Source organism: Haloimpatiens lingqiaonensis (genome assembly GCF_901447495.1).
Taxonomy (GTDB): Bacteria; Bacillota; Clostridia; order Clostridiales; family Clostridiaceae; genus Haloimpatiens; species Haloimpatiens lingqiaonensis.
This window is the reverse complement of the sequence record NZ_CABDWS010000065.1, coordinates 1-18,487: the sequence shown is the minus strand read 5'-3', so window position 1 is coordinate 18,487 and position 18,487 is coordinate 1. Positions and strand designations below refer to the sequence as shown.

The window sequence follows — 18,487 nt, the reverse complement described above, 5'->3', positions numbered from 1 at the left end:
AAGATTTCGTGGGGTAGGGGTAAGTGTATCTATTTTTGCGACCTATCGGTCTGCGGGCTTACCAGCCCTTTAAGTAAATGTAAAAAGATACAATTCCAGTAAAAATAAAATTTTTACTGGAATTTAGGTGCTAAATCTCTGAAATATTACTTATTTTGTTGACAAAAAATTATTTTTAATATATAATAATCCTTGTCGCTAGCATGGATCTTTAGCTCAGTTGGTTAGAGCAACCGGCTCATAACCGGTTGGTCCGGGGTTCGAGTCCCTGAAGGTCCACCATTAATTTAATATTTGGATGAGTTCCCGAGTGGCCAAAGGGGGCAGACTGTAAATCTGTTGCGATTCGCTTCGATGGTTCGAATCCATCTTCATCCACCATAAGAGCTTAAATAAAGCTCTTTTTTTATATATAAATATAAACAAGGTGCTATTCAAAATATATCATTGATATAGCACCTTATAATTATTCATTAGAAACTTTCTTTACAGAAACGGGATTTTCAAATATTCCTCTTTTAACCTCTGTGGCAGTCATATTTTTAGCCTCTAAAAACTCAGTCATGTAATTACAAGCATCCCATGGATTTACTCTTTCTCCGCACGTAAAAACGTCTACTGCTGCATAATGGAGTTCTGGCCATGTATGAATAGTTAAGTGTGATTCCGATATAATTACAACTCCACTGACGCCCTGAGGACTGAATTTATGAAAAGCTACTTCTCTAACTTCCGCTCCAGCCTTTAAAGCTGATTCAACCATTATTTTCTCTATATAGTCTTTATCGTTTAATTTTTCTTCATTACAATCATATATTTCTGCTAATATGTGACGGCCTAAACCATTCATTTACAAACACCTCCATATCTTTTACTCATAGATAAATAAATTTTATCAAAAACATGAAAAAAGTCAATATATCCTATTAAATTCTTCTATATTCGTAGAATAAATTGCTTATGTATTCTTTTACTCTATTTTACTAATGAATATTAACGAAATCATATAAATTAAATACAAAAAAATACGTAATACTAATTTTAGCATACACGTATTTTTTAAAAATATTCTATTAATATTTAAATTATCATTGCATAAATAATCTATTTTATTTTGTTTATAACCGCTTCTATTATCCAATCTGGAGTAGATGCTCCAGCAGTAATTCCCACATTAACTATATCTTCATTTTCAAGAATTTCTGTAGGTATTTCCTCTGCTTTTTCTATATGTATTGTATTATGGCAATTTTTTATACATATTTCATATAGCTTAGTAGTATTGGAACTATGCCTTCCTCCTATCACTATCATGGCATCCACTTTTTTAGATAATTCTTCTGCGCATTTTTGTCTAACTTCAGTAGCACTACAAATAGTATTAAATGCAACTATCTCCTTTGAATACTTTATTATTGAATTTAAAACATTTTGCCAATTCTTTTCTTTTTCAGTAGTTTGTGATACTACACACACCTTTTTAGATATGGATGATGAAATATCAGTTTCATCTTTAGCAACCAAGGCACTATTTTCGCACCATCCATTTATGCCTTGAACCTCTGGATGATTTTTATCTCCAACAATTATAATATTGTATCCCCTGTTAAAATACTCCTCTACTCTCTTTTGAATACTTCCAACATAAGGACAAGTAGCATCTATCACTTCTAGGCCCATTTTTTTTAATTTTTCTAAAATCTCTAGGGAAACTCCGTGGGATCTTATAACTACCACATCTTCCGCATTCAATCTATCCAGTTCATGAATCTCTATAGGATAAATATCCCTTTCCTTTAAGTAATTTATAACATCATTATTGTGTATAAGAGGCCCTAAAGTATAAATCCTTTTTCCCTTTTCCTGTTGGCATTTTATAACCAAATCTACAGCTCTTTTAACTCCAAAGCAAAATCCAGATTTATCTCCTACAATTACATTTTTCATAATTACCTCCACTTATTTAGTATATTATTTATCCGATGACTACCTGCCGTAACACTCCCACTTCTAACAAAGTGGGAGATAACGGCAGCTACGTCCCTGGATAACGATCTCTTAACTTCAGATGGAGTAAAAACTCCATCTGAAGTTAAGAGATCTGTTTATATACACTTTAAGTGTATACTCTACTTTTTAATTCCATCTATATAATAAGATATTTTATCTACCACACCTGGTATATCTAAATTAGAAGAATCTATTTCTATAGCATCCTCAGCTTTAGTTAATGGGCTTATTTCTCTATTAGAATCTATATAATCCCTCTTTTTAATATCTTCTAAAATTTCTTCATAGTTTACTTCTATACCTTTTTCCTCTAATTCCTTATATCTTCTATTTGCCCTAGTTTCTGCGCTGGCAGTTAAAAAAATCTTAAGTTTTGCATCTTTTAAAACTACAGTTCCTATGTCTCTTCCGTCCATTATTACACTGTACTTTTGGGCTATCCTTCTTTGAAGTTCCACAAGCTTTTCTCTAACTTCCTTAATTGTAGAATAATAGGATACATTTTTACTTATTATAGGCATATAAATCTCTTCTGTTACATCTTGACCATTTACTATAAGTTTTTCCCCCTGAAAATGCATATCTAGATTGTTTATAAGTTCCACTAATTCTTCAGTGTTATCAGGCTTTATATTGTTCTGCATAGCTTTTAACGTAACTGCCCTATACATAGCTCCTGTATTTATATACATCAAGGAGTACCTATCTCCTACTAATTTTGCTATGGTGCTTTTCCCTGCTCCTGCAGGACCATCTATTGCTATTGATATATTCAATTTATGCCCACCTTTCATTTAACTATTAATTAATACTTAAAACTCCATACCCGCCAAATATCCCGTAGATAAGGCAATCTGTATATTAAAACCACCAGTTTCCGCATCTAAATCCAATATTTCACCAGCAAAATATAGATTAGAAGCTATTTTAGATTTCATAGTAGAAGGATCTACTTCCTTTACATCTACTCCACCAGAAGTTACAATTGCCTCTGCAATAGGGCGTGTACCCTTAATACTAAATGTTAAGTTTTTAAGTAGATTCACAAGTGTTTTTCTTTCATCCTTAGTTATCAAATTTACCTTTTTAACTGGATCTATTCCGCTTAAAGAAATAATTACATCTATAAGTTTTTTAGGCAATAAATCATCTAAAGAATTTTTAAAATCCTTATTGCAATATTTTTTAAAATCATTTTGAATCCTCTTATCTAACTGCTCATGTGTAAGTGCTGGTTTTAAGTCTATACTTATATTTAGGTTTTTATTTTGGTTTATTATATTACTGCCTGTTAAAATTATAGGACCTGATAACCCAAAATGAGTAAAAAGCATTTCACCAAAATTCTTATATACAGGCTTATTGTTACCTTCACTATAGATTTTAACTTGAACATTTTTAAGTGAAAGCCCCTGTAATTCCTTTACCCAGCTTTCTTTAACTTCTATAGGCACTAATGCTCCCTTAGGTTTTACAATACTATGCCCTAGAGATTTAGCCAGTTCATATCCAAATCCATCTGAACCAGTTTGAGGATAAGAGCATCCTCCTGTACAAAGTATAAATTTATCTCCATATAAAATTTCACCAGAAGATAATTTAACCCCTTTTATCTCCTTGTCCTTGGTTACAAAACTTCTAACATCAGAATTTAATCTTAATTCCACATTATTTTTAATTAATGTATCTTCAAAGGCTCTTATTATATCAGAGGATTTATCTGATGCAGGAAAAACCCTATCGCCTCTTTCAATCTTAAGTTTAACCCCATTTTCCTCTAAAAAATTCATAGTGTCTGTATTAGTAAAAGTATATAATGCACTATAAAGAAAATTTGAGTTAGTAGGAATAAACTGAAAAAATTCACTTATATCCTTATAATTAGTTACATTACATCTGCCCTTACCTGTTATAAAAAGTTTTTTACCTAGTTTTTCATTTTTTTCAAGTAGTATAACCTGATTTTTATTTTTAGAAGCAGCTATAGCTGCCATCATTCCACCTGGGCCACCACCTATTACAATAATCTTTGCCAATGTATCACCGCCTTATAATACTTACTATTATAATTTAATATAATAACAGTAATTATTCAATAGAATTATCCCAATATGCTTAAAGGTTTTTTTACATAGTTATATATATATGTCTATATTTCTTTTGTACTATTCGTAATCTGTTTTCAGTATTTGGCGAACATATTAAAAGTTTTTTTGCATTAAAAAAGAGGGTATTAAACCCTCTTTTTTCATCAGTGCTTATATAAGGATTAGTACCATCCTCTTAGTTTCATAGCAGTAGCAACTTTCTTAATTGAGTGCATGTAAGCTGCTTTTCTCATTGGAACTGAGTATTCTTCTTTTATTGACCAAATAGCATTGAATGCATTTATCATGGCTATTTCTTCTTTTTCTTCTACTTCTTTTTCTCCCCAATAGTATCCATATAGGTTTTGTACCCATTCAAAGTAAGAAACAGTAACTCCACCAGCATTAGTTAATATGTCTGGAGTAACAGTTATTCCTTTTTCATTTAATATTTCATCTGCTTCTGGAGTTATTGGTCCATTAGCTGCTTCACAAACTAATTTAGTGTTTATTAATTTAGCAACATCAGCTGTAACAGCATTTTCAAGAGCTGCTGGAATTAATATATCTACGTTTAATCCCCAGAATTCTTCCATTGATAATTTTTTAGCACCTGGGAAATCTACTAAGTTACGATGTTCTCCCATATATGCATTCATAGCTTCGAAATCTAAGCCATTTTCATTGTATATTACATATGTTCCAACTTCTCTGCACCATTCTGCAACAGCTACAACTTTAGCACCTAATTTAATACAGTTTTTAACTGTAAACCTTCCAACGTTACCAAAGCCTTGAACTGCTACCTTAGCACCGTTCATATCAATACCTAATTTTTTAGCCGCTTCTCTTGCAGTTACTGCAACACCAAATCCTGTAGCTTCGTTTCTTCCTTTTGATCCACCAAATTCAACTGGTTTACCAGTGAATGTTCCCATTGCACTGTGGCCAACTAATTTGTTGTATTCATCAACAAACCAAGACATTATTTGTCCATTTGTGTTAACGTCTGGTGCTGGAACGTCTACTTTTTCACCGATTAATTTATATATACCATCAACATATCCTCTACATAATCTTTCAAGTTCACCCTCAGATAATTCTCTAGGATCAACGATTATTCCACCTTTTCCTCCGCCATATGGGATTCCAGTTACAGAACATTTGAAAGTCATCCAGATTGATAGAGCTTTAACTTCATCTAAGCTTACGTTTGGATGGAATCTTACTCCGCCTTTTGTTGGACCTACAGCATCATTATGTTGAGATCTAAAACCTTTGAATACCTTTACAGAACCATCATCCATTTTTACTGGTATAGATACTTCAATAACTCTTAAAGGTTCTTTTAATAATTCGTAAACTGAAGCCTCCATTCCTAATTTGTCGCAAGCATCTTTAACTTGCTTTTGAGCATTTACCAATGGATTTAAAGTTTCTTTTGCCATAATTATTACCCCCTAATAAAATTTGCATGTTATACTTCATTATATATTATTATTGCATTTCATCTTTCTCACATAATACTATATTCGATACCATTCATATTTATCCTTCTTTTTTTTTAAAAATTTTAAAAATTTTATTTTTATTTTATGAAATATAAATTTCATAAATTTAAGCGATATAAATGTAACAACCTGTAACATTTATATCGCCTATTAAAAATTAATTATTATTCCTCTTTACTTTTATATGAGTACACTTGATATTCTTCCCATATATCTTCCAAATCAGTAAATGTAGATGATATTTTTTCTTTCTCTCTTAATCCTGCAGCAATTATAAGTGCATTAATAACACTTAAAGGTGCAACTAAAGAGTCAACAAAAGAAGCCATATTACTTTGAGCTATTAATGAATAATCCGATCTAGCAGCTAAAGGTGATAATAAACTATCTGTAACAGCAACTACCTTTGCATTTCTGCTTTGAGCAAAGCTTAAAGCTTCTATAGTTCTAGTAGCATATCTTGGAAAACCTATACCTATTACTAAATCATTTTCAGTCAAACCAAGCATTTGTTCAAATATATCACTCATACCATATCCCACAACCTTAACATTGTCCAATATTAGATTTAAGTAGAAACCTAAAAATTCTGCTAAAGCAGTGGAACTTCTAAGTCCTATAATATATATTTTTTTAGACTTAAAAAGAAGGTCCACCACATCCTCAAAAGTCTGATGATTAATCTTTTCTAAAGTGGATCGTATATTTTCTATATCTGATTTTAATACACCCTTTAAAGCATTATGTTCTGTTATTAAATCATTTGAAAGTTCTATCCTTTGAACTGTAGTCAATTTATTTTTTATAAGTTCCTGAAGAGCCTTTTGAAGTTTAGGATATCCTGAAAATCCAAGTTCATTAGCAAATCTTACTACAGTTGATTCACTTACCCCTACACTTATTCCTAGTTTTGCAGCTGTCATAAAAGCTGCCTTATCATAGTGCTTCAATATATATTCTGCAATTAACTTTTGTCCTTTGCTTAATCGTGGAAATTTTATTTGAATGGTTCTCATTAAATCTTGTCTACTATCTTCCATAGTTATTCAACCCTTTCTTCAATACTATTATTGTAATGAATTATATAATTCATTTTATCATCTATTGAAGAACTTAGCAATATTTCTTTCATTTGTTTGTTAATTTTCTTTATAAATAAGAAAATAGCTAATTTATTTCTTTTCTATAACTAAAAGTATTGGCGGGTCATTACTTCTATTTAAATAACTGTGCATCATTACACTAAAATCTTTTTTTGAAAGCTTTTCTACAAAACTTAAAATAGTCCCCTTTTCCTCCTTACCTGCTTCATGACCCCAATATATGCATATAGTTATTATACCCCCACTGTTTAAAAGTTTTAATGATGCATCCAAACTTTCTAATGTACTCTGAGCCTTAGTAGTTATGTTTTTATCTCCACCAGGCAAATAGCCTAAATTGTACATTACACAGTCTACCCTATCAATAACATATTTATCTATATACTCATGAGAGCTATTTATTGCCACCACATTTTCTTTTCCCCTATTCTTGTAATTCTCCACAGCATAGCTCTGAATATCAAAAGAATATACCTTTTTAAAAATAGAACTTAAAAAATCAGAATCATGTCCATTGCCTAAAGTAGCATCTATTGCTACATCAAAATTACTACAATAGTCTTTTATTATATCTTGTGCTAATCCACTTATACTATTACCGTACTTAAACATTCCTCTTCTCCTTATAGTGTAAAGTTAAATTATTTTATTTATAAATTTTTTATATAGTTAATTTCTTCTTCAGTAAGATATCTCCATTGTCCTTCCTGCAAGTTTTTCATTTCTAGTCTTCCTATAGCTTTTCTCTTAAGTTCCATTACAGGGTGATTTATAGCATCGCACATTCTTCTGACCTGCCTGTTTTTACCTTCATGTATAATAATATGTACTTTAGCCTTTTCTGGATTTTTATCTATTATAACTAGTTTTGCATTTGAGGTTATATATCCGCCAATATCAACTCCATTACAAAACCTATCTATTTGGTCTTTGTTTGGAACCCCTTCTATAATAGCCTCATATAACTTATCTATTTCTTCCCTTGGGTGTATAAGTTTATTATATACATCACCATCGTTTGTAAGTAATATAAGCCCTGAAGTATCATAATCTAACCTACCGATTGGATAAATTCTTTCTTTAGTTTTAACTAAATCCAAAACCGTTTTCCTTCCTTTTTCATCTTTAACTGATGTAATATACCCTGTAGGTTTGTTTAACATTATATATACCTTTTCTTCTTCTGGTTTTAAGATTTCTCCTCTAAAAACGACCTTATCACTAGAAGGATCTACTTTAAAACCCAGCTCAGTTACTATTTCATCATTTACTTTAACCTCACCATTAGCTATAAATTCTTCACATTTTCTTCTTGATGCCACTCCACATCTAGCCATGTATTTTTGCAATCTTTCCATCATATAAAACCATCCTTTACAATTTAAAATTTAGAATGAAAAATTTAAAATGAATGGTGAAATTCCTATAGAATTTCTTCAATTCATATTTTCAAAACTAAAAAATACTTATCCAAATAGTAAATACTTTTAACACTAATTCATTTTATTATACTTATATATATTTATAAAGACTTATATATAAATTTTATAAAAAATAAAGAGTCCAAGGACTCTTTACAGAAATATATATTAAACATAATCTTTATCTTAATATAAGTGCAATTATAGCAATAGGACCAACTATAAGAGCTACAGCAATTATACCAGAAATTATTTTTTCTTTTACGGTTTTATTGGATTCTATTTTATTTCTTCCCTTGGATGCTTTAGATGGTTTTAATACATTACCTGTCATAGAAATAATATTAGAATGAGAACGAGTAGTTTCTTCATTTACAATTTTATCCCTGTTATTATCCATAAATAACACTTCCTTTTATACCTTTTATAATATTATACTAATATTATACATATTTGTAAACATATATATTGCATTATTCTTTTTACTGACCAATTTAGTAAAATTCTAATTTTATTCTATAATATGCCTTGTAACCCATAGAGTTACTAACATATTCATCTCTAATTTGCACAATATATATATACAACCTAAAAAAAAGGAGGTAATATATATGGCAAGAAACAATAATAGAACTTTAGTACCAGAGGCTAAGACTGGTTTAAACAAATTCAAAATGGAGGTAGCAAATGAACTAAACGTACCTCTAAGCGATTACAATGGAGACCTTACTTCTAGACAAAACGGTTCTGTTGGTGGAGAAATGGTAAAAAGAATGGTTGAATCTTACGAAAGAAATATAAAATAATTAAATAATTAAATCCATTTCCCAAAAGGGGCTGTAGCACTAAGAATAACTCCTACAATATATTGTATGAAAATTCTTAATGCCACAGCCTCTTTTATACTTTAATTTTTGCAATTGCAAGTACTTGTACTTTCTTTATCTGTACTAAATTTTTCACTGTCAGTTGCTATTTCCTTGTTAAATTGCATATGATTAATTTCTTCTTTTAATTTTTTAATTTCATTTAGTAATTTCTTGTTTTCTTTTTTCAAGTTCATCTCTTTTTTTAATCCCAATAATGTACCCACTACAGCACCTAATATTATACATGATACAATTATAACCGCTAGGGAAATATTAAATTGCCACATAAATAATTTTACAGTTATGGCCGCTGCATTTTGAATAGTAAAAATAGTTATCAGCAAAGCAAAAACTAACCAAATAATAAATGTATTTCTCATATTTTTGTCTGAAGTCCCCATGTGAAACTCTCACCTACCTTTTAATTTATTTATTATATATATTAATTATATATTAATTATTCCATTTTCGCACATAAATTTAAATTTCAAATTAAATAAGCATTTTAAGATGAAAATTAAAATTTTTAGAGTATTTACCTAACTTATATTTAAACAAAAACTCCTAAAGGAATTTTATTTTTAAATTTTATATTTTCAATAAATGTATCCTTACACTTGAAAATTAATTATTTTTGTGAAATAATATATTCCTTAAATGAAACACTTGTATAAGATTAAGGAGGGGATTTTGTATGATTAAACCTGTAAAAAGAGTTGCAGCTATACATGATCTATCAGGCTTTGGAAGATCTTCTTTAACAGCTATAATCCCAATCCTATCTACCATGGGATTACAAGTTTGTCCTTTGCCTACAGCTATACTATCTACTCAGACAGATGGTTTTGAAGATTATAGTTTCATAGATCTTACAGATTCCATGGAAAGATATATAAATCACTGGCACAAACTCAAAATTGATTTTGACTGCATATATAGCGGTTTTTTAGGCTCTCCTAAGCAAATAAACATAGTATCAAATTTTATAGATTTATTTAAAACAAATCACACTTTAGTGGTGGTGGATCCTGTTATGGGTGACAACGGAAAGCTATACGATACAATGCCTTTTTCTATGGTTGAAAATATGAGAACGCTAATTACAAAAGCTGATATAATAACTCCTAATATTACTGAAGCTGCTTACCTTATAGGTGAAAATATAAATAAAGATACTATTGTCAATGAAGATTTAATTAAGGATTGGTGTATAAGGCTTTCAGATTTAGGTCCTAATATAGTAATAATAACTAGTGTTCCTGATTCCTCCAATGACAAAAACACTAGTGTAGTTGCATATAATAAAGAAGACGGTGTATTCTGGAAGGTAAGTTGCAAATACATTCCAACTTTTTATCCTGGAACCGGAGATTCTTTTACTAGTGTACTCATAGGAAGCTTACTACAGGGTGATAGCTTACCTATAGCTTTAGATAGAGGTGTACAATTTATAAGTACAGGCATTAAAGCCAGCTATGGATTTAAATACCCTAATAGAGAAGGCATTCTTTTAGAAAAGGTTTTAGATACATTGAAATTGCCTGTGATGATTAGCAGTTATGAAATGCTAAAATAAATATGTAATCTAATGTATTTTTTAATCTAATAGGGCTGTTGCATTAAGTAATTTACATACAATATATTATCTAAAAATTTAGATCTAGCATAATATATCGTAGTATTTATTCTTAGTGCAACAGCCCTTTTACAAAAATATTTTCTATCCTCTAAATTAATGGTTTGTATACTATTTTATTATCTTTAAAATTAGCAACATAAACCTTGGTTCCCTCTAATTCTGTAGATACCACAAATGGAAACTCTACATTAGTTCCAACACCCCATTTACCTTCTTTATTCATACAAACTATAGAAAAAGCACCTGCAGTACCTCTTCTATCAATAAGTTTTTTATTAAATTTTTCTGTAATTATATTTACAGCCTCTTGAGGAGTATATCCTTCTTCCATAAGTCTGACTGCTTCATAAGATATACAACCTTTCATAATATCTTCACCTAATCCTGTAGCCGTAGCACCACCTATTTTACTATCTACATAAAGTCCTGAACCAGGCATAGGAGAATCTCCCACCCTACCTTCTTTTTTCATAAAAAGTCCACTAGTAGATGTACCTGCTGTGATGTTTCCGTATTTATCCAAACATACCATACCTACAGTATCATGCCCATCATAAGGGCTCAAATTTTTTTCTTTAATATCCTTTATTCTTTTTTCCCAAGCTTCTTTTGATTTTAAAGTCAGCATATTCTTTTTCTCAAAACCATTTTTTTCAGCATAACTTTCTGCGCCTTTTCCAACTAGAAAAATATTAAATCTATCTTTACTAAGTGCTTTTGCTATAGTTATAGGGTTGTTAAAATTTTTTATACCAGCTACTGCCCCAAAGGATAAATTATTTCCATCCATAAAAGCTGCATCAAGCTCCACTTCTCCATTTTCATTTGGAAGTCCACCATAACCTACAGATGTAAAGTTTGGATTATCCTCCACATCCTTTATAGCTTCTATAATAGCTATATCTGCAGTATTTCCATTCTCTAATAAACTAGAAGATTTCTTTATACCCTGTAAAGCCATTTCCCAAGTGCCTATAATTCCCCACATGAAAATCCCTCCAAAATTAAATTACGAATTTTTATATTCTTCTACTTTTCTTTTAAACCATCCACCTATGTATATTTTAAGTACTGCCATTATAGGTGAAGCCAATAACATTCCCCATATTCCAAATAAACTTCCCAATATGGTTATGCCTAATATAATTAAAAATGGACTTAATCCAACCTTGTCTCCTACTAATTTTGGTTCTAAGTACCAAGCATCAAATTGCTGAAGTAGAATTAAAAACAATAGAATAAATACTGCCTTTTTAGGTGAATAAAATACATTTATTATAAAAGCAGGTAGCATGCCTACGAAAGGCCCAAAGTAAGGGATCATATTTGTAACTGCTACTACTAAACCTAAAATAAGAGCATAGGGAGATTTAAATATTATAAAACCTACTAAAGCAATAGCGCCTATTATCAAAGAATCTAAAGCCTTTATACCTATATATAAGCTTACCATTCTATTTACATTGTTTATAAAGTTTATTATTTTATTTCCCCATTTTTCTCTAAAAGTTACATATATAAAATCCTTAGAAAGTTCTTTGTATTTTTCCTTACTTGCTAAAATATATATGGCTATTATTAATCCAAAAATTAAATTTATTAATGAATTAGTTAGGTTAACTAACTTTGACAATCCTATATTTAACCATGTTGAAGACATTGTACTAAACTTTTTCAGTAATTCACCAGCATTATTATTGAAGAATCCACCTAAATCACCAATCCTGCCGGCCAAATTTTTATCTATCCATTGACTAACTTCTAAAGCAAAGTTGGGGATATCATGTAGCATATCCATACCACTGTAAAATATTTTAGGAATAACTATTGTGGAAAACAAAGCTATAATTCCTATAAAAAAAATATACGTTATAAGTATACTATAATTTCTTTTTAAATTAAACTTTCTCTCTAAAAATTTGATCACAGGGTTTAATGCATAAGCTACTATAAACGCTACTATAAATGGTTTTAAAATTTTAACTACTTTCCCTAATAAGTATACTGACGTTTTGTAATTCAAAATTAATTCTATACCTATAAAAATTATAAAAACTGCTACTATTAAATCAAAATACTTAATTTTATTTTTATCAAATTTCATTTATTTCCTCCTTCAAGCTTTTTAATTTATTAAACAAAATTATAAAATTAATACTATCACTCAAATAAAAAATTTACAATATAGGTAATACAATTATTACACTACGTTAACAATTATAAAATACACCTTGGCATAATATATCCCATAATGTAATAAGGTTTGTAAAAGAAAAAACTCCTACAAACCTTATAACACGCATAAATCAAATTATCTTCATTCATTTTGATCTGAATAGAATTTTAAAATAAGCTTGTCCAATTGTTGACTAACACTTACCACTCTTCACTACTTAAGGCCAATTTGCCATCGTTTATTATTTTATTCAATAACGCTCTAATTTCTTCCATTCTTCCCTCTCCTATATACATAGAAATCGTTAATTATTAATCCCAACATTTTCTATTATATTTCAATAATAACAGGATGTAAAGATAAAAATACAAAAAGTATACTATAATATGAAAATTTTACAAGTTCAAATTTATTTCAATATGTATTTACAAAATATGTAAACACATATTGAAATAAATTCCTCTATTCTACAATATATTCAAAAATGAAAGGATAGTTCCGCAGAAACTATCCTTTCACCACTCCAAAGAAAATTTATCCAGAGACGTACCTGCCGTAACACTCCCACTTCTAACAAAGTGGAGATAACGGCAGCTACGTCCCTGGATAACAATCTCTAACCTTCAGTTGGAGTAAAAACTCCATCTGAAGGTTAGAACTCTGCTTATATTTTACCCATTAATATATTTTTAGGGTTTTCGCCTTTATATAAAAGATTTAATACTTTGCTTTTTATAGAATCGTATATATAAAATCTATTCTTAGCAAACTATTTCACGTAATTTCCTTAATGCAACAGCCCTGTTCCATATAAAATTAACAATAATTGAATTAATATTATAATGGGAATGCCATATTTAAATTTAGCATGTTTAGTTTTATGTCTGAATAGTTTCATTCCTAAATAAGATCCTATACTTCCCCCAAAGGCAGCTATTAGTAATAAAGTTCTTTCTCTTATTCTCCAGGTATTTCTTTTAGCTTTTTTCTTATCCGTATACATAACTATAAATCCTATTAAGTTTAAAAGAATAAGGTAATACTTTAGGTATACTTCCATAAAATCCCCCTAGCCCCCACTTTCTTACAATGAAATAGGGGCTTTTGATAAATTAAAATTTATTTTTTTAAACAACAATTTTTATACTTTTTTCCACTTCCACAAGGACATGGTTCATTTCTACCAATTTTTCCATTTTGTCTTTTGCCTTTTTCTAAAGCAACAAGTTCATTTGGAGTATATCCTTTTATAGCCCACTGCCTTATGCTATTAGCAAACTTCCTTAATTCATTAAGCATTTCATTTGCCTCATCCATATCCGTAAAATTAAAACATTCTAAAAAGTCACTAAAACCTCCGGAAAAATCTTTAGTATTTTGTATATCTATTTCTAAATTAAATATCAAATCTTCTGCCTTGTCACTGTCTATATTGAAATTATCACATAAATAACTATAAAATTTCTTATATGCCCTGCCATTTTCCTCATAATTTATAACAGCTACCTTAAATAATTCTTTCTTAGTAAATGGATAAAAATCCAAATCATCTCTATTTTTCTGTTGGCTTAATATAAAGTATTCATCCTCCACTAAGGCGTCAGTACCCAAATAACCATCAAAATAAAATTCATTATAATATACCGCTGCTTCTCCTAATATTGAAACTAAATCCATATCATCTATATCATAGTCTATGTACTTTGTTACTAGTTTAGTAAACTGTTCTAATTCTATAACACCATAATAATAACACATTCCCCAAAACAATTTTATTATCTCTTCATTTTTTAATAATTTATTCTTAAAGTCCTCGGTATTTTTATTTAATATTATTTTTCGCGCTTCATCAGGCATAATAACTACTTCTCTTTTATCAATTATCCCTGGAAAAACCAGTGCTCTCTCTCTAAAAAAATAAGTTTCAACTAAGTCATCATCCTCCATATTCTCATAAATTCCACCTTCTTTAATAGCTAAATTCAGCAAAAAGTTGAATCTTGAAATATCTAAATTTTCTATATAAATATCTATTTTTTCTTCATATAATCCTAAAATTTTATTTTTCAACTGTTCTTTTTTTAAGGATGATACTTTTTTTATATTAAGATTATTAGCTACACTCACTAGTTCCTTTTTCGTTAATCTACCTAAATGATACTCTAAAGAAGTATCATTCTTCATAGAAGACCATATTTTCTTTTCCATGCTTATACCTTTAGATATAATAAAATCTTTAAAAAGATTTTCCATATTTTCTATTAAGTTATTTTCCAGTTCTTCTTCATCCTCAAAATCTAATAAATTATTTATATCCATTAATTTATTTTGATTTTTAGCCTTTAATATTTCATTTATATCTATTACATTATCTTTGTCAGCATCTTTATCATTATGAATATTATGTACTTCATTTTTATTTTTTGAATTATTTATTTGTTTAATATCAACATGTTGATTATTAATCACAGGAAGATATGCTTCCTCATTCTCCTTTTTACCCCAATATCCACATATACCATCTCTAGGGGAATTGCAGTACCCTAGTTCTTCTATCATTTCACTATCTTCTTGGGTAATATCCTTTAAACATTCTTCACATAAATATTCTTCATGGTCATAATCATAATATGCCGCCTTATCACCACAATTAGAGCATTTTATTTCTGGCTCATTATTTCTAGCCATTATTTCAATTTTATTTTCTGTAGATGAACTAGACAATTCTCCTGCAACCTTTATATTTAAATAAGTTGTAGAACCAAAATCATACTCATAATTTATTTTATCATTTAGCACTACTACATCCTTAAGCTTTACATCCATATTTTTTGCAGAATTCTTCCAGCCCCAGCAATCATTCAATGAAGATTCATAACTCACACCATTTATTTCAAAACTACTTAAATGACCGCAGCATTCTACCCATATGTCTCTTAAAAACTTATCTAATTCTTTTAGAGTAGCAGTTTTATCTATAGCTATGTACAACCAATAAACACTAGGTTCATATTTAGATGCTATGCTCAATATAAATTTATTCTTCTTAGCTTTAGAAGCCATTGTACTTTCTCCCATATATTCTTTCCTAACAGAACAACTTTTGATGTGTTTTAAAATCCCTGATTTACTAAATTCTTTTTTACAATAGTAGCATTTTCCTTCCAAAGAATACACCTGCCTCTTTTTTATTTATTATATTAATATTTTAGCCATAAACCTAAATTATTAAAAGTACTTATTAAAAAAAAGAGAACCTAGGCTCTCTAAAATTAACACTTTTATATAAAATACATTAAATATTATATCACTTTCTACAATTCCATGCCATTTGAAATTTTTTTAACTTATTGACTTTTTTATTTTTTTCGTTATTCTTAAGCAACCATCCAGGTGTAACATCTGATGTCTAGAAAAAGGCATTAACAACAATCCAGCAAAGGTTTTATTACACCAGTAATCCACAAGCCAAAAGGCATTTTCATCCTCTGACACAGTATTAAGCTTCAATAACTCTGTTTTCCTCTCTTGGGCTACTTTAGTTTTTGAATCCTCATAACTCATATTCTTTATTATATTATTTGTATTATTTAAAACATCAGTTGTATAATTTTTCAATTGATTTATATCTAGCATTTCACTAAATTGGACTAATTTATCACGTGGTATCTCATTGCCTGTAGTTATAATAGGAGACTTAAGTAACTTATCATAATTATTTCTAAAGAAAATTTGTTCCTTCCCTGCAATTAAAGTGTTTGATGTAATATCTTCAATTCTAGTAAGATGATATATATAATATGCTATTGTCTTATCTTTAGCAAGGGGCATTTTTACGAAATCCTCATTGCTACAAGTAGCAAATATATAGTCATATATTGACATCAATTCCCCCCTAAGCTCCATTAATTTCTCCTTGCCAAGTTCAAAAGAGTCTTTTCTCTTTATGTTTGTTTGAAAGGACTTAAAAATTTCTGAACGCTCTTGTTTTGTTTTCATCAAATTCCCCCTCATGATAAAATAAATTTACTTACTTTACCAGTAATACTATCAGTAAATTTTAATTCTTGAATCGGTATTCCAAATTTATTTAACACTGCCTCTATTTCAATAGCCACAATCATTCCCATATTTTCCACTTTATTCTCCATTACATTTTTAAAACTTTTATCTCGTAATAAGAAGTATAAAACAAACTTTAATATTAAATTCTATTACATTAAATCTACAAATTAAAATTTATTTATCAACTACTACCTTACCATCGGAATCTAATAATGGTGTTATTCCATTCACACCATCTCTTGCAGTCATTAAGTAATTAACCCCTGTCCTAGTATCCACAACAATATACAATGCATCAAATACACCAATGCCTAATGATTGTTCTTCTTTAACAACAAATCGCTTTTCTTTTTTTTCTTTTCCAAACATATAAAATCCCTCCATAAATTTTTCCGATGAACTTTTATTTAAATTCCTCTACTAAATTTTTAGGTATATTTCCTTGCAATGCTGAAACCATATCCTCCGCTGCCACCATGCTCATATGGTTTCTTGTATTCCAAGTGCCTGATCCTATGTGCGGCAAAGTCACTACATTTTCCATCCTCAGAAGTGGATTGTTTTTATCTGTAGGTTCTTTTTCAAACACATCTACCCCTGCTCCTGCTATTTTTCCAGTTTTTATAGCATCAATTAAAGCTAGTTCATTAATAGTTTGCCCCCTAGACACATTAATAATTATTGCTGATTTTTTCATTAAGTTAAATTCTCTTTCGTCAATAAAATGATATGTTTCCTTAGTAAGAGGAGTTAATACTACTATAAAATCAGATTTTTTAATAAGTTCATCCTTAGAATAATACTTTACCCCTAGCCTCTTTTCCGTTTCTTCTTTTCTGTGTCTATTATAATATAATACATCCATGTCAAATCCTAATTTAGCTCTTTTAGCCACAACTTCACCTATTCTACCCATGCCTATTATACCTAAGGTTTTATGGTGCACTTCTGTGCCTACATATTCTTCCGGATAGACCTTTGTCCACATCCCAGCTTTAGTTATTTTATCAAGTTCTGGTATTCTTCTTGCCACTGACAATATAAGCCCCAAAGCTAAATCTGCCACTGTATCATTTAATGTATCTGGCGTATTAGTACCTATTATTTTTCTTTTTTTCATATCTTTTATTACAAAATTATCATATCCTACAGATATGTTACTTACTACTTTTAAATTAGGCATAGAATTTAAAAATTCTTCATCTATTTTTGTTCCAATGGTTATTAATCCATCTATATGATTATACTTTTCCACTATCTTTTCCCTGGATAATATTTCATCACTTTCATTCATTTCAAGATCACAAAACTTTGAAATGTATTCTTGAACTTCCTTTGAAACTCTTCGAGCAATATATACTTTAGGTTTCATCAAAATCTCCTCCCTTATAAGTAATAGTCCACATACTTTATTCCCATATCTATATTTTAACCTCAAACTCATATTATTGAAAGCACTTATAAAAAAGAGAACCCCAACAGATTGTGCGTAAATTAACTTTATAAAAAGATTACTTAGAAACTTTATTTCCTTTTTTAAGCGACTATAGTAATCTTTTTGTTCTTTCTCAGAAAATATATATAAATATTAGCAAGAAGGGCTCCT

General features: G+C 29.5%; 20 protein-coding genes and 2 tRNA genes. 4 read left to right on the top strand and 18 right to left on the bottom strand.

Annotated features, from left to right (window positions below; translation table 11 throughout):
- Positions 1-205: 205 nt before the first annotated feature.
- Both FGK85_RS11815 and FGK85_RS11810 read left to right on the top strand, forming a co-directional pair.
- Positions 206-282, top strand: a tRNA-Ile gene (locus FGK85_RS11815).
- 14 nt (positions 283-296) lie between these two features.
- Positions 297-381 (top strand) — tRNA-Tyr (locus FGK85_RS11810).
- Between the two features lie 85 nt (positions 382-466).
- On the opposite strand, the gene speD is transcribed toward FGK85_RS11810, so the two are convergent.
- The 9 genes from speD to FGK85_RS11765 form a co-directional block, all read right to left on the bottom strand.
- Positions 467-850 carry an adenosylmethionine decarboxylase gene (gene speD, locus FGK85_RS11805; RefSeq protein WP_138206884.1) on the bottom strand — a complete coding sequence of 128 codons (384 nt, stop codon included), beginning with the start codon at positions 848-850 and terminating at the stop codon, positions 467-469.
- Between the two features lie 254 nt (positions 851-1,104).
- Entirely contained in the window at positions 1,105-1,950 is an 846-nt protein-coding gene (locus tag FGK85_RS11800) for a 4-hydroxy-3-methylbut-2-enyl diphosphate reductase (RefSeq protein WP_138206886.1), read from the bottom strand.
- A 179-nt stretch (positions 1,951-2,129) separates the two neighbouring features.
- The gene (gene cmk, locus FGK85_RS11795) at positions 2,130-2,786 is read right to left on the bottom strand and encodes a (d)CMP kinase (RefSeq protein WP_138206882.1); all 657 of its coding nucleotides are present in this window, start codon (positions 2,784-2,786) and stop codon (positions 2,130-2,132) included.
- Between the two features lie 36 nt (positions 2,787-2,822).
- Positions 2,823-4,046 (bottom strand): BaiN/RdsA family NAD(P)/FAD-dependent oxidoreductase, encoded by a 1,224-nt coding sequence (locus tag FGK85_RS11790; protein WP_138206880.1) that lies wholly within the window; start codon positions 4,044-4,046, stop codon positions 2,823-2,825.
- Positions 4,047-4,279: 233 nt separating this feature from the next.
- Positions 4,280-5,545 carry a Glu/Leu/Phe/Val family dehydrogenase gene (locus FGK85_RS11785; RefSeq protein ID WP_138206878.1) on the bottom strand — a complete coding sequence of 422 codons (1,266 nt, stop codon included), beginning with the start codon at positions 5,543-5,545 and terminating at the stop codon, positions 4,280-4,282.
- 227 nt (positions 5,546-5,772) lie between these two features.
- The gene (locus FGK85_RS11780) at positions 5,773-6,648 is read right to left on the bottom strand and encodes a MurR/RpiR family transcriptional regulator (RefSeq protein WP_138206876.1); all 876 of its coding nucleotides are present in this window, start codon (positions 6,646-6,648) and stop codon (positions 5,773-5,775) included.
- A 132-nt stretch (positions 6,649-6,780) separates the two neighbouring features.
- On the bottom strand, positions 6,781-7,323 hold the full coding sequence (gene mnmM / locus FGK85_RS11775) for a tRNA 5-(aminomethyl)-2-thiouridylate-methyltransferase MnmM (RefSeq protein WP_138206874.1): 543 nt from the start codon (positions 7,321-7,323) through the stop codon (positions 6,781-6,783).
- Positions 7,324-7,361: 38 nt separating this feature from the next.
- A complete protein-coding gene (locus FGK85_RS11770) occupies positions 7,362-8,072 on the bottom strand; it encodes a pseudouridine synthase (protein ID WP_138206872.1) in 711 nt (236 codons plus the stop codon).
- A 241-nt stretch (positions 8,073-8,313) separates the two neighbouring features.
- Entirely contained in the window at positions 8,314-8,532 is a 219-nt protein-coding gene (locus FGK85_RS11765; RefSeq protein WP_138206870.1) for a hypothetical protein, read from the bottom strand.
- Between the two features lie 211 nt (positions 8,533-8,743).
- Between FGK85_RS11765 and FGK85_RS11760 the strand changes: the two genes are divergently transcribed.
- A complete protein-coding gene (locus FGK85_RS11760; protein WP_035290345.1) occupies positions 8,744-8,938 on the top strand; it encodes an alpha/beta-type small acid-soluble spore protein in 195 nt (64 codons plus the stop codon).
- A 101-nt stretch (positions 8,939-9,039) separates the two neighbouring features.
- Here FGK85_RS11760 and FGK85_RS11755 read toward each other — a convergent pair whose 3' ends face one another.
- Positions 9,040-9,402 carry a LapA family protein gene (locus FGK85_RS11755; protein ID WP_138206868.1) on the bottom strand — a complete coding sequence of 121 codons (363 nt, stop codon included), beginning with the start codon at positions 9,400-9,402 and terminating at the stop codon, positions 9,040-9,042.
- A gap of 293 nt (positions 9,403-9,695) precedes the next feature.
- Between FGK85_RS11755 and FGK85_RS11750 the strand changes: the two genes are divergently transcribed.
- Complete coding sequence (locus tag FGK85_RS11750; protein WP_138206866.1) at positions 9,696-10,577, top strand: pyridoxamine kinase; 882 nt, start codon at positions 9,696-9,698, stop codon at positions 10,575-10,577.
- A gap of 151 nt (positions 10,578-10,728) precedes the next feature.
- Here FGK85_RS11750 and FGK85_RS11745 read toward each other — a convergent pair whose 3' ends face one another.
- The 8 genes from FGK85_RS11745 to FGK85_RS11715 form a co-directional block, all read right to left on the bottom strand.
- On the bottom strand, positions 10,729-11,628 hold the full coding sequence (locus FGK85_RS11745) for a glycosylasparaginase (RefSeq protein ID WP_138206864.1): 900 nt from the start codon (positions 11,626-11,628) through the stop codon (positions 10,729-10,731).
- 21 nt (positions 11,629-11,649) lie between these two features.
- A complete protein-coding gene (locus tag FGK85_RS11740) occupies positions 11,650-12,744 on the bottom strand; it encodes an AI-2E family transporter (protein WP_138206862.1) in 1,095 nt (364 codons plus the stop codon).
- 859 nt (positions 12,745-13,603) lie between these two features.
- Entirely contained in the window at positions 13,604-13,876 is a 273-nt protein-coding gene (locus tag FGK85_RS11735; RefSeq protein ID WP_138206860.1) for a DUF1294 domain-containing protein, read from the bottom strand.
- Positions 13,877-13,935: 59 nt separating this feature from the next.
- Positions 13,936-15,879 carry an SEC-C metal-binding domain-containing protein gene (locus tag FGK85_RS11730; RefSeq protein WP_171011406.1) on the bottom strand — a complete coding sequence of 648 codons (1,944 nt, stop codon included), beginning with the start codon at positions 15,877-15,879 and terminating at the stop codon, positions 13,936-13,938.
- A 279-nt stretch (positions 15,880-16,158) separates the two neighbouring features.
- Positions 16,159-16,815: a phage head-tail adapter protein gene (locus FGK85_RS11725; protein WP_138206856.1), complete on the bottom strand. Its 657-nt coding sequence runs from the start codon at positions 16,813-16,815 to the stop codon at positions 16,159-16,161.
- A gap of 11 nt (positions 16,816-16,826) precedes the next feature.
- The gene (locus FGK85_RS15770) at positions 16,827-16,955 is read right to left on the bottom strand and encodes a hypothetical protein (protein ID WP_279232920.1); all 129 of its coding nucleotides are present in this window, start codon (positions 16,953-16,955) and stop codon (positions 16,827-16,829) included.
- 100 nt (positions 16,956-17,055) lie between these two features.
- Positions 17,056-17,250 carry a DUF6440 family protein gene (locus FGK85_RS11720; RefSeq protein WP_138206854.1) on the bottom strand — a complete coding sequence of 65 codons (195 nt, stop codon included), beginning with the start codon at positions 17,248-17,250 and terminating at the stop codon, positions 17,056-17,058.
- A 34-nt stretch (positions 17,251-17,284) separates the two neighbouring features.
- Positions 17,285-18,253 carry a 2-hydroxyacid dehydrogenase gene (locus FGK85_RS11715; protein ID WP_138206852.1) on the bottom strand — a complete coding sequence of 323 codons (969 nt, stop codon included), beginning with the start codon at positions 18,251-18,253 and terminating at the stop codon, positions 17,285-17,287.
- Positions 18,254-18,487: the final 234 nt, after the last annotated feature.

Excerpts from the sequence above, each read along its gene's own strand:
- speD (WP_138206884.1), bottom strand. The coding sequence starts at position 850 with ATGAATGGTTTAGGCCGTCACATATTAGCAGAAATATATGATTGTAAT.
- FGK85_RS11785 (WP_138206878.1), bottom strand. The coding sequence starts at position 5,545 with ATGGCAAAAGAAACTTTAAATCCATTGGTAAATGCTCAAAAGCAAGTT.
- FGK85_RS11780 (WP_138206876.1), bottom strand. The coding sequence starts at position 6,648 with ATGGAAGATAGTAGACAAGATTTAATGAGAACCATTCAAATAAAATTT.
- mnmM (WP_138206874.1), bottom strand. The coding sequence starts at position 7,323 with ATGTTTAAGTACGGTAATAGTATAAGTGGATTAGCACAAGATATAATA.
- FGK85_RS11770 (WP_138206872.1), bottom strand. The coding sequence starts at position 8,072 with ATGATGGAAAGATTGCAAAAATACATGGCTAGATGTGGAGTGGCATCA.
- FGK85_RS11765 (WP_138206870.1), bottom strand. The coding sequence starts at position 8,532 with ATGGATAATAACAGGGATAAAATTGTAAATGAAGAAACTACTCGTTCT.
- FGK85_RS11760 (WP_035290345.1), top strand. The coding sequence starts at position 8,744 with ATGGCAAGAAACAATAATAGAACTTTAGTACCAGAGGCTAAGACTGGT.
- FGK85_RS11755 (WP_138206868.1), bottom strand. The coding sequence starts at position 9,402 with ATGGGGACTTCAGACAAAAATATGAGAAATACATTTATTATTTGGTTA.
- FGK85_RS11750 (WP_138206866.1), top strand. The coding sequence starts at position 9,696 with ATGATTAAACCTGTAAAAAGAGTTGCAGCTATACATGATCTATCAGGC.
- FGK85_RS11745 (WP_138206864.1), bottom strand. The coding sequence starts at position 11,628 with ATGTGGGGAATTATAGGCACTTGGGAAATGGCTTTACAGGGTATAAAG.
- FGK85_RS11740 (WP_138206862.1), bottom strand. The coding sequence starts at position 12,744 with ATGAAATTTGATAAAAATAAAATTAAGTATTTTGATTTAATAGTAGCA.
- FGK85_RS11735 (WP_138206860.1), bottom strand. The coding sequence starts at position 13,876 with ATGGAAGTATACCTAAAGTATTACCTTATTCTTTTAAACTTAATAGGA.
- FGK85_RS11730 (WP_171011406.1), bottom strand. The coding sequence starts at position 15,879 with ATGGCTTCTAAAGCTAAGAAGAATAAATTTATATTGAGCATAGCATCT.
- FGK85_RS11725 (WP_138206856.1), bottom strand. The coding sequence starts at position 16,815 with ATGAAAACAAAACAAGAGCGTTCAGAAATTTTTAAGTCCTTTCAAACA.
- FGK85_RS11720 (WP_138206854.1), bottom strand. The coding sequence starts at position 17,250 with ATGTTTGGAAAAGAAAAAAAAGAAAAGCGATTTGTTGTTAAAGAAGAA.
- FGK85_RS11715 (WP_138206852.1), bottom strand. The coding sequence starts at position 18,253 with ATGAAACCTAAAGTATATATTGCTCGAAGAGTTTCAAAGGAAGTTCAA.